This is a genomic window from Frischella perrara, assembly GCF_000807275.1.
In the GTDB taxonomy this organism is placed as follows: Bacteria; Pseudomonadota; Gammaproteobacteria; order Enterobacterales; family Orbaceae; genus Frischella; species Frischella perrara.
In genome coordinates, this window is record NZ_CP009056.1 from 1,445,464 (window position 1) to 1,462,089 (window position 16,626).

The 16,626-nt window shown below is 34.0% G+C and carries 13 protein-coding genes; 6 read left to right on the forward strand and 7 right to left on the reverse strand.

Annotated elements, in window-relative coordinates; all coding sequences use genetic code 11:
- Window positions 1-116: 116 nt before the first annotated feature.
- Window positions 117-959, reverse strand: coding sequence for a deoxyribonuclease IV (gene nfo, locus FPB0191_RS06295; protein WP_039104787.1), 843 nt, complete (start codon window positions 957-959; stop codon window positions 117-119).
- 229 nt (window positions 960-1,188) lie between these two features.
- Complete coding sequence (gene yejK, locus FPB0191_RS06300; protein ID WP_039104789.1) at window positions 1,189-2,187, reverse strand: nucleoid-associated protein YejK; 999 nt, start codon at window positions 2,185-2,187, stop codon at window positions 1,189-1,191.
- Window positions 2,188-2,415: 228 nt separating this feature from the next.
- Here yejK and FPB0191_RS06305 point away from each other — a divergent pair, with 228 nt between their 5' ends.
- Window positions 2,416-3,822, forward strand: coding sequence for an MATE family efflux transporter (locus FPB0191_RS06305; RefSeq protein ID WP_039104791.1), 1,407 nt, complete (start codon window positions 2,416-2,418; stop codon window positions 3,820-3,822).
- A gap of 8 nt (window positions 3,823-3,830) precedes the next feature.
- On the opposite strand, the gene FPB0191_RS06310 is transcribed toward FPB0191_RS06305, so the two are convergent.
- The 5 genes from FPB0191_RS06310 to FPB0191_RS06330 form a co-directional block, all read right to left on the reverse strand.
- Complete coding sequence (locus tag FPB0191_RS06310; RefSeq protein WP_052236829.1) at window positions 3,831-5,711, reverse strand: DNA topoisomerase III; 1,881 nt, start codon at window positions 5,709-5,711, stop codon at window positions 3,831-3,833.
- 103 nt (window positions 5,712-5,814) lie between these two features.
- Complete coding sequence (gene zntB / locus FPB0191_RS06315; RefSeq protein WP_039104792.1) at window positions 5,815-6,858, reverse strand: zinc transporter ZntB; 1,044 nt, start codon at window positions 6,856-6,858, stop codon at window positions 5,815-5,817.
- A gap of 181 nt (window positions 6,859-7,039) precedes the next feature.
- Entirely contained in the window at window positions 7,040-7,621 is a 582-nt protein-coding gene (locus FPB0191_RS06320; protein WP_039104794.1) for an acyl carrier protein phosphodiesterase, read from the reverse strand.
- 29 nt (window positions 7,622-7,650) lie between these two features.
- Window positions 7,651-8,451, reverse strand: coding sequence for a siderophore-interacting protein (locus FPB0191_RS06325; protein WP_039104796.1), 801 nt, complete (start codon window positions 8,449-8,451; stop codon window positions 7,651-7,653).
- A gap of 35 nt (window positions 8,452-8,486) precedes the next feature.
- A complete protein-coding gene (locus tag FPB0191_RS06330; protein WP_082018261.1) occupies window positions 8,487-9,602 on the reverse strand; it encodes an extracellular solute-binding protein in 1,116 nt (371 codons plus the stop codon).
- Window positions 9,603-10,007: 405 nt separating this feature from the next.
- Between FPB0191_RS06330 and licT the strand changes: the two genes are divergently transcribed.
- From licT to FPB0191_RS06355, 5 genes are all read left to right on the forward strand, one after another.
- Window positions 10,008-10,862, forward strand: coding sequence for a BglG family transcription antiterminator LicT (licT, locus tag FPB0191_RS06335; protein WP_039104797.1), 855 nt, complete (start codon window positions 10,008-10,010; stop codon window positions 10,860-10,862).
- Window positions 10,863-11,040: 178 nt separating this feature from the next.
- Window positions 11,041-12,936 (forward strand): beta-glucoside-specific PTS transporter subunit IIABC, encoded by a 1,896-nt coding sequence (locus FPB0191_RS06340; RefSeq protein WP_039104798.1) that lies wholly within the window; start codon window positions 11,041-11,043, stop codon window positions 12,934-12,936.
- 3 nt (window positions 12,937-12,939) lie between these two features.
- Window positions 12,940-14,349, forward strand: a complete 1,410-nt coding sequence (locus FPB0191_RS06345) for a glycoside hydrolase family 1 protein (protein ID WP_039104800.1) — start codon at window positions 12,940-12,942, stop codon at window positions 14,347-14,349.
- 8 nt (window positions 14,350-14,357) lie between these two features.
- The gene (locus tag FPB0191_RS06350) at window positions 14,358-15,155 is read left to right on the forward strand and encodes a histidine phosphatase family protein (protein ID WP_052236830.1); all 798 of its coding nucleotides are present in this window, start codon (window positions 14,358-14,360) and stop codon (window positions 15,153-15,155) included.
- 117 nt (window positions 15,156-15,272) lie between these two features.
- Window positions 15,273-16,619 carry an OprD family outer membrane porin gene (locus FPB0191_RS06355; protein ID WP_052236831.1) on the forward strand — a complete coding sequence of 449 codons (1,347 nt, stop codon included), beginning with the start codon at window positions 15,273-15,275 and terminating at the stop codon, window positions 16,617-16,619.
- The last annotated feature ends 7 nt before the right edge of the window (window positions 16,620-16,626 follow it).

Sequence of the window (16,626 nt, forward strand, 5' to 3'; positions counted from 1 at the left end):
AGGATTAATCATGTAAAAGGTAGTTTATTAAGTAACATAACTAAACCACCTCAATTAATAATCAATACCAAAACGGGTAATAGGGACTAGGTGAAATAAGAAAAAGTAATATTCACTTATTTATGAAGGGATTTTAACCAAGCTATTTCATCTGCCCAAATATCTGGGTTAATTGTTTCTAAGATAAGTGGGATTTCATCAATTCGGGGATCTTGCATAATGTATTCAAAGGCTGTTTTACCAATATTACCTTTACCTAAACTATCATGACGATCAACATGGCTTGCCAGTTCACTTTTCGCATCATTCAAATGCATTGCGCGTAGATATTTGAAACCCACGATTTTATCAAATTCAGCGAATGTCTCATCACAAGCTTTTTTAGTTCTTAAATCATAACCAGCAGCAAAAGCATGGCAAGTATCTATACAGACACCAACACGCGACTTATCTTCAACTTGATCGATGATTTGAGCTAAATGTTCAAATTTATAACCTAAATTAGAACCTTGACCTGCTGTATTTTCAATTACCGCTACAACGTTTTGAGTTTTTTCTAAGGTAATATTGATCGATTGAGCAATCCTTGCTAAGCAGTCATCAACTGAAATTTGACGAAGGTCACTACCTGGATGGAAATTTAATAAAGTCAAACCTAACTGTTCACAACGCTGGAATTCATCTAAAAATGCTGAGCGTGATTTTTCTAACTGTTCTTTATCTGGATGACCTAAATTGATCAGATAACTATCATGTGGCAATATCTGTTTACTATGAAAATGGTATTTCTCGCAATTTAACCGAAATTGATCAATGGTCTTGCTCTCTAATGGTTTAGCATGCCATTGACGTTGATTCTTGGTGAACAATGCAAATGCCGTTGCATTGATTTGATGAGCATTCAAAGGGGCATTATATACACCACCTGATGCACTGACATGAGCGCCAATATATTTCATGCTAAAACTCCTTAAAAGGGTGCTGGTAATATCGATGATATTTTCAATGAGAATGATTTAAAAAATGTCTTTAATTAATATAAAGTAACGAAAAGTTCACTAGTTATGAAGCTATTAAATTGATTGGTTAATTTTATTTGGTTAACAACACGTTCCAAATTAAACAAAATCCCATGCTAATGTTACGTTATTAGCATGGGATATGCTATTGAATCAATGGCTTATATATTTAGTTTTGATTTCGTTGAAGTTGATCACGTAAGTTAGGTGGTAAACCAGTAATAACTAATGAATCAGCTTGAGGGTCCCATTTAATACGGTCACCCAATAAATCGGCATCAAAATTGATAGTTAAACCACCACCGCTACCAGAGAACTTTTTAAGCTGACGAAGCGTCGAACGATCTACGGGGAACTCCTCATCTAAATCATAGTCATTTTCAGTAATAAAAGAATTAAAATCTTGCTCATGCCCAGACGGTAATTCTTTAGCAAGATTGGTCAGTTTGATCTCTTCACCGGCTTCCAACTGCCCTTTACAATAACCATAAACTTGTTCGCGAACCGCTTTCTTTTCTTGCTTATCCAGCTCAATTACTTGACAATAATCATCAACAGCTTTTACAAGCGCTTTATTTTGCTGTTTGGTATTAAGTCCTTCACTCGCCCCAAGATAATCCATAAAGAAATCTGCAACTTTGCGCCCTACTCTTCCTTTTAAGAAAGTTAAATAACGTTTAGAATTTGGGTCTGTTTGCCACTCGGTAATATCTATACGTGCGATAATATCTGCATGATCAACATCAAGATATTGAGTCTGGTTAATTTCTAATTGTTCGTTAACTAACATGCTATGACAACTACTTAATACCGCAATCATTAAATATTCAACCGCCAAATAGCGATATTGGCAAAAAATGACCGTTCCACCTTCTACAAAAGGATATTTAGCTAATTCATTGCGTAATTGCTTAACAGAATGTTGGCTAAAATTGAGAAAATCTTGGTTACCGCATTTCAACTCTTTAACAGAAGTTTCAAACAAACTATTTTCATGAAACAGACCATATGCTTTAGTCTTATTATTGTAAACCCTATTGATATCAGCGATTAAATCACTTACTACTTGATGGTTTTCAAGGAGTGAATCGCGCAATTCAACATCAATTTCCGTTTCGCTTTTACGAATTAATTGATGCAGAACAATTTGTTCAATCTGTAAACTCATTAACTGACCTTTCTTATTGGGTAAAATTGTGGGCTATTGTAACAGAATTTATAAAAAAATAGATATTATCGTAGTATTTGTCTGTTAGAATATTTCTAATGAAAACAAACATATTTGAATATTTTTAGCCATTAATAGCCGCTATCAATATTGATTTTCTATTATTTGACGTATATTTAATAGATTCGTAATAATCAACCGACTTATTTAATTGTAAAAAGACAGACTATGACTAACCAATACCGCGATTTTACTGATAAAAAAATCAGTACCCTATTTTGGCAATACGCCCTCCCTGCTATTATTGGTACCAGTGTAAATACCTTATATAATATCATTGATGCCACCTTAATTGGTCATTTTATTGGGCGAGAAGCATTAAGTGCTACTGGATTAATTTTACCAATCATGAACTTTGCTACTGCGATTGGTGTTTTAGTCGGTGTAGGTTCGGCAAGTCGCATATCAATTTTATTAGGTCAAAAAGCTTATGATAAAGCTGAAAAATTGGTCGGCACATCATTTATGCTATCTTTATTATTAAGCGGAAGTGCTTTATTAACGATGTTATATTTTATTGACCCACTCCTTTATTTTGTTGGAGCGAGTAATGTCACGCACTCTTATGCTAAAGATTTTTTAGAGATTTTCCTTCCTGGTAGTTTGTTTCTTACTCTCGCTTTTAATTTTAACAATATGATGCGGGCATGTGGTTTTCCTTTTAAAGCAATGATAACGATGTTTATAAGCGTCATTGCCAATATTATTTTGGCACCGATATTTATTATTATTTTTGATATGGGTATGCAAGGTGCGGCAATTGCGACCACTATATCAATGATAATTAGCTTTTTATTTGTCATGCACCATTTTACTAATAAGAAAAGTACGATCCGACTTTATTGGCATAACATTCGACTAGATTTAGATTCCATTAAAGGCATTTTATCGATTGGTATGTCCCCTTTTGCTATGCAGTTAGCCGCATCGGTCATCGTTGTTTTTATCAATTGGCAGCTTAACAATTATGCGCCAATAAGCCATATTAATAGTGATGATGCAATCGCTGCTTATGCTAATGCTAACCGATTAATTACACTTATTATTATGATCGTAATAGGGGTTAATCAGGGGATGCAACCTATTGTTGGCTATAACTATGGTTGTAAGAATTTAAAACGTGTTAAAGAGACTTTTTTCTATGCGGTAAAAGTTGCCACAGCTATTACCAGTATCGGTTTTTTACTTGGCATGTTTTTCCCTCACATATTGGTAAGTGCGTTTAGTTCTGACCAAGATATGATTGATTTATCTTCTGTTGCATTAAATTTTGTCACAGCCGCCTATGTTTTCGTCGGCTTCCAAATGGTAACTACTAGTTTCTTTCAATGTATCGGAATGGCAACTATTTCCATTATTTTAAGTCTGTCACGACAAGTACTTATTTTGCTACCTATGTTATACATCTTACCGCTATTTTTAGGGGTCAATGGTGTTTGGGCGGCTCCACCAATTTCTGACTTTTTATCTACAGCGCTTGCTTATATCGCAATTTATTGGTATTTCAAATCTATCAATAAACGCCACGGTTTAAACAAAGTCCCTAAAACTAGTAATAATAAACCCCAGAAGTAATAAGCTAATTAAGGCAATTGTTGTGTAAAATGCGTTTTATCAATTTGCGCAATTAAATGATGAATAGATTGAGTTAATTGCGCCATAAATTGATGATAACTATATGTCTTATGACTGATGGCATTTAATTGAGATTCCCAATGAGCGGTCATATCAGGAACTGTCATATCCGAAGGAAGCATATTAATTAAACGGCGCCCAATAGGTGTTGAACGAATTCTTTTTCCTTGTCGTGTTAAAAATTCCCGTTTGAATAATAGTTCTATGATTCCTGCGCGTGTAGCTTCGGTACCTAAACCGTCAGTAACGCGTAAGATTTTCTTGATCGCAGGATCATTGACAAAACGCGCAATGCCGGTCATTGCTGAAAGCAAAGTAGCATCACTAAAAGGTTGAGGTGGTGTAGTCTCTTTATTTATTAATTCCGCATCAATACATAATCCTTGATCGCCTTTTTTTACCAAATGAGTTAATAAAGGTTCGGATTGTTGATTTGGTTCACTATTAGTTGATCTAAACAATTTCTTCCAACCTTCTGCTATCATTTGATTAGCCTTCGCAATGAATTTACCTCTAGCGATTTCAGCATCAATCTGTAATTCTGCATATCGATAATTCGGATAAAATTGTGCTAAATATTGTATTGCAACCGCAATATAAACAGCTTGTTCATCAGCTGTTAAACGACTAAGATCAGCCTTTCTCAGAGTGGGAATAATAGCATGGTGTACTTCGACTTTTTTATCATCCCAAGTTTTGCTTCGCAAATTGAGATCAGCCTGTTCAATGGCAGGTATCAAACTAGGGCAATTATGACTCATCGCAACGATAACCCCTTTTATTTGTTTAAGGTGGTCTTTAGGTAAATAGCGACAATCTGAACGAGGATAGGTAATGAGTTTATGTTTTTCGTACAACGACTGACAAACGTCTAATACATCTTGTGCACTTAATCCCTTCTTTTTTGCCATTTCGATTTGTAATGTCGATAAATTATAAGGTAATGGCGGTGCAATTTCTTTTTTCTTATTACTCACATTTTTTATATAAGCGGGTTGCTGTTTGATACGTTGACAAACATTTTCTGCTAATGCTTTAACCAGTATGCGCCCTTCTTCATCCTGATAAGGTGCACAAGCCTCACTTGGTTGCCATTTAGCTTTAAATGTCTCTTTATGCTCCGTTTCAATAACAGCAAATACTTCATAAAAAGGTTTACTCACGAAATTCTCAATTTCTAGATCACGACGCACTACTAATCCTAACACTGGCGTTTGTACGCGACCGATTGAAAGTACACCTTGATAACCTTGACGTTGTCCTTTGATAGTACATAAACGACTCATATTAATACCATATAACCAATCAGCCCGTGCTCTAGCTAAAGCGGAAGTGGATAGTGATATAAAATCTTGGTTATCACGTAAATTATTCAGTGATTTTTCAACTGCCTCCGCGTTTAAATCACTAATTAAACAGCGCTTTATCGCTCGACGCTTTTCTATATTGATTTTGCAATAATTAATTACTTCATCAACCAACAATTGACCTTCTCTATCAGGATCCCCGGCATGAACAATTACTGAAGCATCCTTTATTAATTGCTTAAGAATAGTAAATTGTTTTTCAGTACTGTTTTTGGGAATGAGTAACCAATGCTCGGGTAAAATTGGTAAATCACTAATTTGCCATTTTTTATACCGAGGATCGTATTTATCTGGCGCAGCTTGCTCTAATAGATGACCAATACACCAACTTACAATATCACCATTACCGGCACGAATAAAACCTTGACCTTTTTGGTGTGGTTTAGGTAATACATCCGCAATTGCTCGGGCTAGGCTTGGTTTTTCGGCAATAAATAACCGGTATGGTTGCTTGTGTTGCATAATGAGTTAGTTAAATTAAAGTTCATAGTAAAAATCCTACAAGATCTTAACAGTCTTATAGGAAATAGAGATTAAATATAAACATGCTATTTAGCGGTATTTATTACCACCATTTTTTTAGTCTTAGCCAAATTACAGAAACAATGCTAATGGCAAAAATTAAAACGACTAATAAACTAAAAGACCATATTCGATCATTGAACGGTATCCCTCCTAAATTAACGCCCAGCAGACTAGTTAAAAAAGTAATAGGAGTAAATATGATCGTAAATACGGACATTAAATAAATGCGTTTGTTTGTTGATTCGGCCAAAAAACTAGTAATTTGTTCCATAATTGACGCTAATCGTAATAAGCAACTATCAATATCAGAGACATAATGATTTTGCTGATTGGATATATCATGTAAACGTTGCCGATCATTATCATCAATCCATGATATACGTTCGGTTGAGATCTTAACAAAAATATCACGTTGAGGCGATAATAAGCGTCGTAAAACAATTAATTGTTTCCGCACTCGTCCAATTTCCTTATAAGAAAGGATATGTTGATTTAATACTGAATCTTCAAGTTTGATAATTTTATTGTGCACACCATCAAAAGACAAATTGACTTGATCACTAATCAGTTCAGATACCTGAATCAACCAGTCTGCAACATCCACAGGACCAATTCCTTTTTCTAAATTCTCTTTTAGTTGAGATATAGCATCAATTTGTTGATGTCGGGTTGAAATAACAAGATTATCAGTAATATAAAAACGAAATGTGACAATTGGATCAGGTAATGTATTAGGCGTATAATTTACACCACGCATAACGACTAAAATACCTGAATCAAATCGAGTCTCTTTGGAAATTTGATTTGGTTTGATCAATTCTTCCTTAACTAAGTTTGGAAGTAAATCGGTTGATTGTATCCAATTTATAGTCTGTTGATTTGAAAAATCTAAATGAATCCAACACGGTTTTGCAATAGTTGCTTTACCATGGCTCTCTATCGGCATTCCATTACCTTTACCATCTAGTTGGCAACTAAAAATTGGATTCGCTGACAGAAGTTCGGAATTTTTGATGGGTAAGATCTTGACCTTTTTATCAATAAAACGATTAGCTTCACAATTTTGGGAATCTTTATCCGCCATAATTTAACCTTTAAAATTTAATCTGAACTCTTCATATTCATTATTCTTAAAAGTCAGTTTTATTAATATACTCTCATCTGGCTACCATAAATTAACCAAATAAGAAACCTCATCTCCTTTCGTCTATTTAGTTATTAATATAGATAGAATTATATTATTTATTAAACTCATATCAACCCAACTATAGTTTGTTAAATGTAGCATCATGCACTAATAGTGGGTAAAAGCTGTCAAAGATTTGTGCCAATTGATCGTAATGCTGCTCAATATCCATAAACGTATTACGTAATGAGATCAATTTAGGACGGCGATTAGCCATACCATTAAGTACTTTGCCAATAAACTGTAAATTGGCATACCTGATCAACCAATTATCTTGCCACATATGTTGTATGAATTGTTTAAATTCAGTACCAAATAGATCAATATAAGGATTAATTTGATGTTGCATATTGTTATTGAATGTCACTAAATCAAGTTTCAAACCATAACGATGCCAATATCTCGATAAAAAATGGTCCCATACAATGTCCAACGTTATGGGGGCGACTCTTTGATACTGTGGTTGAAATAATGATTTTGCTTGTTTTACAGCATCAAGTTGATCTGTTCGTTTATCGATTCGCCGATGTAACATAATGCCATCGGCTATTTTTGTTGGATACTGCCGGTAAGGATCGCCTTTAACAAAATCAGCAGCAACATTGCCAATTATTGAGCTGTTAGCCAAAGTAGCCAAATGCATATGAGCAAGTAAATTCATATAATCTTCTTTACCTTGTTAGGTAATACTTAATCATGATGTTTAAATTCCCCTTCAGCAAAACCTTTACGCCAATAACTAATTAGGCTTAGATTCTCACGTGTAAGTGTTGGAAATAAATCCATTATGGTATGACGTAATTGCTGAGCCGCCGAGGATTCCAGTCCACCCCAAATCATTATTTTTGAAGTGTCACTTAAATTGTTTAAATATTTAACCATATGTTCATGTAACGAATTTTCGTCATGAGTTTGAATTAACCAATTAACATTGGCATTAGCGGGTAGATTTAATGTTTGAATATCGGACTTATTTTTTATTTCGATAAAAGCCAATATTTGTTGTTGTGCTGGAGCGTGCTCCAAGGTATAACATATAGCGGGCAATGCTGAAAGATCTCCTGCTAAAATCCATTGTTTGTCAATATCATAGGTTGATTTTGCTCCTAAACCAATTATTCCGATCACATCATTAATTTTTGCATTTCGTGCCCAATTAGTGGTCTTACCTTGATCGTGAATAACAAAAATCACTGATAATATTTGTTTTTTAACATCATATTGACGGACACTATAGATTCTTACCCTTTCCTGAGCACCATCCTGCCAAATAATTTGATTGTCTTGATTAATAGTTGGAAAAGCCAGATCGCCATTTTGGTCAGGGAATAATAAAGTTATATGAGGACCAATCCACTGATCCTCTATGGGTAAAGGTTTGGATGATATAAAGCTGATCTCAATCAGATTGTCAGAACATAATTTAATTTCACTAACGGTTAATAGACCATTGATAATAATCCGTTTTTTTGCTGATTGTTTTTTATTCATCCTTCAGATTCCTTTTTGTATTATATATGCGACATTCAGCGACCTGTTAATACTCGAGTCCACATTCTTGTCATCATGCGATCGATATTAGGAGATTGTTCTTTAACTATAAATAAACGATTTATCACATCTTTATCAGGATAAACAATCGGATTATTCCTAACATCTGGTTTAACATACTGTAATGCATCTTTATTGGCACTAGGAAAATAAATACCATTAGTTATATTTGCCATAACTTGAGGTTCTAATAAATAGTTTAAAAAAGTATACGCTTCTTTTATATTATGTGCATCTTTTGGAATAGCTAAAGCATCAAATGAAATAATTGCACCTTCTTTAGGAACAAAATAATCAATTTCGACGCCATTTTTTGCTAATTTGGCAGCACTAGCGGCTTGCTGGATATCACCCGACCAACCTATTGCTACACAAATATCACCGGCTGATAAATCATTAATATATTTGGAGTTATGGAAATACGTCACATAATCACGTAGTGTCTTTAAAAATTGTGTAGCTTGGTCATAGTCAGCTTGTTTTCGGCTATTAGGATCTTTACCAAGATAATTTAATACGGTAGGAAACATTTCACTTGCCGTATCCAAAAATGCCACACCACACTGTTTTAATTTGGCTAAATTTTCCGGTTTAAAAATCAAATCCCAACTATCAACAGGTGCATTTTCGCCTAAAATTTCACGCACTTTTTTTACATTATAGCCAATACCCGTTGATTGCCAAATATAAGGGATAGCATAACGATTTTCAGGATCGTGGATCGCCATCATTTCAAGAAATTTCTCATCTAAATGATAATAATTTGGTAATTTAGTTTTATCTAAGGGTTGATATATATCAACGCGCAACTGCCGAGCAAGGAAATTATCAGAAGGTACAACAATATCATAACCCGTTTTACCAGCCATTAATCGACCATCTAATACTTCATTAGAATCATAAACATCATATGTCACATTAATATGTGTTAATTGTTCAAAATTAGCAATCGTATCTTTGGCAATAAAATCCGACCAATTATATATGTGCAAATCTTGTGCCTTAGCAAAAGTAGCAAAAAATATCCATAGACCAATGAATATTATGAAATTTTTAAGTCGAGTTGGAATCTGAAGATATTTGCTTACCATTTCTGCGCTTGTCCTCCTTTAAGCAAAGTAGTTAGTTTAATTCAAAATTAAAATATAATTATTAATCAATAGCATAACGATTAATTGCGATAATTACTATTATTTAATTTTTATTTACAATCTTTAATTTAAGTAAATCGATCAATTCATTAATATAAGTTAAAATAGTAACTAACCATGCAAATAATATTGATAAGTCGCTAATATTACTATTTTTAATCCTAATTATTAAGTGACTTTACATAATCAATAATAGCTGAACGTTATTTTTTTTGATCCACAGCACATAATTAAGCTGTAAAGTCTGATTAAGATCACACAATCTAGTTTTGCAACTTTTCAGGTACGAATTTAACGGAGTATCATGTTTAGGGGCAGTTCTAATGATAACTATACAATTACGATATGAGAATTCATAAAATACTAAATAATAATGTCCTTGTTACGCTTGATAGCGTAGGTAACGAGAAAATCATTACGGGACGAGGAATAGGATTTAAAAAAAAAATTGGCGATGTTGTTGATAAATCCTTGATTGAAAAACAATTTTCATTAACTAGCCAAGAGTTATTGCCCAAATTCAGCGAGCTATTGTCGGAAATCCCACTAGAAGTTATTACCGTAAGTGAAATTATCATTAATTATGCCACCACATCTTTAGGACAAAAGTTACAAGATAGCATCTATATTTCACTTACCGATCATATTCATTATGCCATCGAAAGGCAAAAACAAGGATTTTTCATACCAAATAGTTTTTTATGGGAAACCAAGAAACTTTATGCTAAAGAGTTTAAAATTGCCGAATATGCTCTTGAGATTATTAATGAAAGATTAGGTATTAAATTACCAGAAGATGAAGCAGGTTTTATTACTTTTCACATCATTAATGCCCAACTCAATGATTCCATGTCAAACATTATTACCATGACCAAAATCATGCGAGAAATTTTGCATATAGTTAAATACTATTTCAAATTTGAATATGATGAGGAAAGCCTAACGTATCAGCGTTTCATTGTTCATTTAAAATTTTTCGCTCATCGAATGCTGAATAATAATGTTACAAAATGTCGTGATATCGCTCTACTTGAAATCATTAAACATCAATATCAACAAGCATTTCTATGTACTCAACGCGTTGCAAAACACTTGGAACAACATTATGATCACACCTTAACAGAAGATGAAACGCTTTATCTAACAATTCATATTGAACGGCTTCGTAATGAGTTACAGCAAATTGCTGAAACAGGTTAAATTGCGAAGCTGATCACAATTCTAATTTTATTATTAATTAGGGACTTTTCAGAATATAAAAAAAAATGCTAGTCTTGTCTCAAAATTTGGATTGTTACTGTTAGTAATAACAGGCAAAACCTAAATCTCCTGCCTCGGGGGGTTTAGGTTTTTTTTTGATTTGGAAATAGGATGACTTATGAAAAACAAAGAATTAGCTGAATCAATTATTCAGTATGTTGGCGGTAAGGATAATGTAATTAGTTTAGTGCATTGTGCAACCCGATTACGTTTTGTATTAAAGGATGATAATAAAGCCGATGATGCAACAATAAAAAAACTAACCGGTGTCATAACAGTAGTTAAAAGCGGTGGACAATTCCAAGTTGTCATTGGCAATCATGTTGCTGATGTATTTGCTGAAATTATGAAACTTGCTAATTTCAATAATGCAGGTGATACTCCTAGCAAAAAAACAGGTATTTTCTCTAAACTGATTGATTTAGTTTCAAGTATCTTTGTTCCAGCATTAGCTATCTTAGTTGCTGGTGGGATAATAAAGGGATTGATGGCATTATTACAAACATTTGATTATTTACAACTAAACTCTCCAACTTATAATATCTTAAATGCAATTGCAGATGCCCCGTTCTATTATTTACCTGTTATATTAGGATATTCTGCTGTTAAAAAGTTTGGAGGTAATCCCTTTGTTGGATTAGCAATGGGTGCGGCATTAGTACATCCTAGTATTACCGAAATGCTAAATACAAAAGATTTGGTAGTTGATTTTTTCAATATCCCAATTAAACTCATTTCATACTCCTCATCTGTATTCCCAATTATTCTTGCCAGCTGGTTATACTCTATATTAGAACGTACCTTTAACAAAATAATGCATGATTCATTCAAGAAATTCATTTCACCATTATTAGGTATGTTAATTACGGTTCCTCTAACATTTGCCGTTTTTGGACCGATTGTTAGCATATTGAGTGATGGGGTAGCTGGAGGAATTTTGTATATTTATGAACTTAATTCCGTTATTGCTGCCATGATTTTATCTGCATTTTGGCAAATTCTGGTAATGTTTGGTATTCACTGGGGTTTTGTACCTTTTATGATGACTAACTTTAAAGCCTTTAATCAAGATTTCATGGGTCCTATTTTGTTCCCAGCAGTTTTTGCCCAAACCGGCGCAGTGTTAGCAATCATGTTGCGAGCTAAAAATCAACAATTAAAAGCGTTGGCTAGCTCATCCGTTTTATCTGGTATTTTTGGGGTCACTGAACCAGCCATTTATGGTATCAATCTGCCATTAAAGAGACCATTTATTATTGGTTGCTTAGTAGCATCAATTGGTGGTGGTATTATTGGTTATTATAAAAGTGTAATCTATTCTTTTTGCTTTGTTAGCGTTTTCTCGTTTTTACAACTAATTCCATCAACGGGTATTATTGATGAGCGTTTCTATGCCGTTGTTGTTGGTTCAATCTCATCATTTGCATTAGCTTGTGTGATTACTTATTTCTTCGGTATACCAAAAGATAAACTATCAATGGTTATGGGAGACGATTCTACATCAGATTCAGACGTTACTGAAACACCCGTTAAAGTTAATAAAGCTAAGCAATCAACAATCGATAGTCCTATGACAGGCAAAATTATCCCATTAAGTGAAGTTAATGATCAAACTTTTGCAAGTGAATTAATGGGGAAAGGCGCTGCTATCATCCCAACTGTTGGTCAAGCTGTAGCACCTGCTGATGGTGAAGTGGTATCACTATTTCGAACCAAACATGCTATTGGATTACTCACAAATACAGGTGCTGAAATATTAATTCATATCGGAATTGATACCGTAAAATTAGATGGGCAATATTTTACCGCACATGTACAAACAGGTAGCAAAGTTAAAAAAGGTGATGTTCTAGTTAGTTTTGATATTGATGCCATAACTCAAGCGGGCTATGAAATTACGACACCGATAATCATCACTAATAGCGATGATTACGACGATATACAATGTATTTTTAATGGTGACAATATTCAAAATGGTGAAGCGTTATTAGCGCTCAACAAAAATAAGGAGTGAAACATGACAATAAAATTTCCTAATGATTTTCTTTGGGGCGGTGCGATTGCCGCCAACCAAGTTGAAGGTGCTTATCGTGAGGATGGTAAGGGGCTATCATCATCAGATTGTACCCCAAATGGTTTGTTTGGCGATATAGTTGATCGTAATCAAAATAATATTACTGGTATTAAAGATCGCGCTATTGATTTTTACCACCGTTATCCAGAAGATATCGCACTTTTTGCCGAAATGGGATTTACTTGTTTACGTCTTTCTATTGCTTGGACACGGATTTTTCCTAATGGCGATGAAACGCAACCAAATGAAAAAGGGTTAGCGTTTTATGACCGATTATTTGATGAAATGGAAAAATATAATATTACCCCATTAGTGACGTTATCTCACTATGAAATGCCTTATTATTTGATAACGCAATACGGTGGTTGGGGAAATCGTAAAGTCATTGAATTTTTCACACGTTATGCCAAAACCGTTTTTGAGCGTTATAAAAACAAAGTTAAATATTGGCTAACCTTCAACGAAATCAATATGTCATTGCATGAGCCTTTTACTGGTGTTGGCTTAGCACGAAATAGTACTAAAGAACAGATCTATCAAGCAATTCATCATCAACTCGTTGCTAGTAGTCAAGCGGTTAAATTATGTCATGAAATTATCCCTGATGCTAAAATCGGTAATATGTTATTAGGTGCTGTAGCCTATCCATTAACACCAAAACCGGAAGATGTTTGGGCAACACATAATGAAAATCATGGTTGGTTATTCTTTGGCGATGTTCAAACGCGTGGTTACTATCCAACTTATATGCGACGTTATTTTAAAGAGAATAACATTAATATTAACATCACGGATCAAGACAAAGAAGATCTTAAGTCTACCGTCGACTTCGTTTCTTTCAGCTATTATATGAGTTGCTGTGGGACTTCAGACGATTCATTACGTCAAAAAGGTAATATCCTTGATATGGTACCTAATCCATATTTAAAAGCCTCCGAATGGGGTTGGCAAATAGATCCGACAGGTATCCGTTATTTATTAAACTTGCTATATGAACGTTTCCAAAAACCACTTTTCATTGTTGAAAATGGCTTAGGTGCGAAAGATGAGGTTCAACCTGATGGGTCAATAAATGATGATTATCGTATTGATTATATGAATGATCACCTAGTTCAAGTCCATGAAGCAATTGAAGATGGTGTTGAAGTTCTAGGTTACACCAGTTGGGGACCAATTGATTTGATTAGTGCTTCAAAAGCAGAAGTTACTAAGCGTTACGGTTTTATTTACGTTGATCTTAATCAAGATGGCAGCGGAAGTTTACAACGTCGACCTAAAAAGAGTTTTTATTGGTATCAATCAGTAATTAAATCTAACGGTCAAACGCTTAAAATTAAATCATCTAACGAGTAACCGAAAATATGACGATGAAATTGAAATCTATATTAACCATTGCGTTTTTTTTCATTTTATCGGCAATTACCGGCTGTAGTAGTACGCAGTCGGTATCATCTGACGATACGGTGACAATCTATTTTGCACGTCATGGCAAAACACTTTTTAATACATTTGATTTAGTTCAAGGTTGGGCTGATTCACCTTTAACTGAACAAGGCATTGAGGTGGCACAATTTTTGGGTGAAGGGTTGAAAGACACCAAATTCGATGCATTTTATACCAGCGATGCAGGTAGGCAGCGTGAAACTATGCGTGTCATTTTACAACAAATGAAAGTTGAAAATTACTCCATCCAAGAACTTAGTGGTTTACGTGAGGTATTTTATGGTGGTTTTGAAGGTCAACCTAACAAAACCATGGTAAATGCTAGTATGAAATTACTAGGTTATCAATCAACATCTGCTTTCTATGATGCCTATAAGGCCGGCAAAATTCCAGTAAAACGTCTAACTAATAGCATCGCACAGATGGATAACAAAAAACTAGCAGAAACTTATGCGCAAGTAAAATCAAGAACACAAGATGCTCTAAATACTATCGTTAAGAATGCCCTAGCTAGAGGTCAAAATAATGTGTTGGCGATTTCATCAGGTATGTCAATGCAAATTATGATCGATGATTTAACCGATGATAGTACTAAGAACAAACCATTAAGTAATGCCACAATCGTAAAAATTACTTATCACAATGGTCAATATCACGTTGATGAAATTGGTAATATGCAATACGTCAATCAAGGACGAATAGCTTTAAAAAAATAGTATTTATCGATCAAAAAATTAGGTTAACTTTAAGTTAGAAGCTAATTTAACTAATAACCCCAAATAATTTAGTAATTATATTTATTGAATTGTTTAGGCTCCTAAAAGGAAATAAATATGAAAAAAATAATACTGTTAGGACTCATCGCATCAATGCCATCTTATTATGTTTATGCAGACAATAATCAAGAACATACATTTTTTTCCTCAATTGGTGATGATCCTTTTTTTAAAGATAGTAAATTTTACTTATCTACCCGCAACCATTGGAAGTATTTGAAAGAAAATGCCGCTCAGCAAAAAGAGGTCCATAGTGCATGGGGGCAAGCATTTAGTTTTGATTATAAATCAGGTTATTTATTTGATACTTTAGGTTTTGATGTTACCTATAATAACGTAATCAAACTTGGCGCAAGTGATTACTTTGCATCACGTAATTTACTTTATAATCATGGCAAAGGCCTCAATAAGCACAATGCAACAGGTTTTAATAAATTTACACAACGCTATGCTAAGATTAAATTAGGCGATGATGATAGTACGGTTAATTTTAATGGCAAAATGGGTTGGCATAGTTTAAAAGACTTTGGTGTAATTAGCTCTTCACAACATTTAACGCGCAATAGTTACCTCGGCTATAGTGGAACGCTTAAATATGATAATTTTGCCTTTTCATTGGGTTATATTACCAGTACGTTACCCCGTGAATCATCTAGAAAAGTTCATTTTATGAGTTTAGATGGTAAGCATGTTATTGATAATATCAGTACTGCAGAAATTGCTTATAAAGATAAAAACATGACACTTGATTATTCTTATGGTGTAGCTAAAGATTACTTACGGCGTCATGCTATTGAGTTGGCTTATAAACCCATACCTAAACTTACATTAGGTGCCCAATTTTATGGTAGTTATGCATTAAAGAATCATGATAAGATGAAGCAAAATGTCACAGATTTTGAAGATCATGCTTGGCATTATGCGACTGATTTAGAATGGAAAGAAACGGATTGGTCAATTAAAGTCGGATTAGGCTATACCGATGCCAATAAACGTAATGCAATAGGTTATTATCACCGTCATCTAGGTAAAAATAACCGTGCTCGCTTTAATGGAATGGCAGCAACTGGCGCCGATTATATGCGAGATGGTGAATGGGTAATTTCAAGTATATTATCTTACGATTTTATAAAAGATAATACTTCAGGACTTTATTTAAACTATGGTGAATTTAACTACAAACATGATACATTAAAGAACGGAGAAATTAATGTTTTTAACATTTGGACTCCAAGTAGTGGCATGTTTAAAAATTTATCTATATTATCTAAATTTGGCTATGGATGGTCTTATAAAACACAAAGTGTCAAAGATATAACACCAAAACTAAGACACGGCAAGGCACAACGCTCTCCTACTTTATCAGCTGAAACTGCTATTGATTATCGCTTTAACATATTATAGAAGGAAT

Coding starts and splice junctions, on each gene's coding strand:
- FPB0191_RS06340 (WP_039104798.1), top strand. CDS start 11,041: ATGAAAAACAAAGAATTAGCTGAATCAATTATTCAGTATGTTGGCGGT.
- licT (WP_039104797.1), top strand. CDS start 10,008: ATGAGAATTCATAAAATACTAAATAATAATGTCCTTGTTACGCTTGAT.
- FPB0191_RS06350 (WP_052236830.1), top strand. CDS start 14,358: ATGACGATGAAATTGAAATCTATATTAACCATTGCGTTTTTTTTCATT.
- FPB0191_RS06330 (WP_082018261.1), bottom strand. CDS start 9,602: ATGGTAAGCAAATATCTTCAGATTCCAACTCGACTTAAAAATTTCATA.
- FPB0191_RS06345 (WP_039104800.1), top strand. CDS start 12,940: ATGACAATAAAATTTCCTAATGATTTTCTTTGGGGCGGTGCGATTGCC.
- FPB0191_RS06310 (WP_052236829.1), bottom strand. CDS start 5,711: ATGCAACACAAGCAACCATACCGGTTATTTATTGCCGAAAAACCAAGC.
- zntB (WP_039104792.1), bottom strand. CDS start 6,858: ATGGCGGATAAAGATTCCCAAAATTGTGAAGCTAATCGTTTTATTGAT.
- yejK (WP_039104789.1), bottom strand. CDS start 2,187: ATGAGTTTACAGATTGAACAAATTGTTCTGCATCAATTAATTCGTAAA.
- FPB0191_RS06305 (WP_039104791.1), top strand. CDS start 2,416: ATGACTAACCAATACCGCGATTTTACTGATAAAAAAATCAGTACCCTA.
- FPB0191_RS06320 (WP_039104794.1), bottom strand. CDS start 7,621: ATGAATTTACTTGCTCATATGCATTTGGCTACTTTGGCTAACAGCTCA.
- FPB0191_RS06355 (WP_052236831.1), top strand. CDS start 15,273: ATGAAAAAAATAATACTGTTAGGACTCATCGCATCAATGCCATCTTAT.
- nfo (WP_039104787.1), bottom strand. CDS start 959: ATGAAATATATTGGCGCTCATGTCAGTGCATCAGGTGGTGTATATAAT.
- FPB0191_RS06325 (WP_039104796.1), bottom strand. CDS start 8,451: ATGAATAAAAAACAATCAGCAAAAAAACGGATTATTATCAATGGTCTA.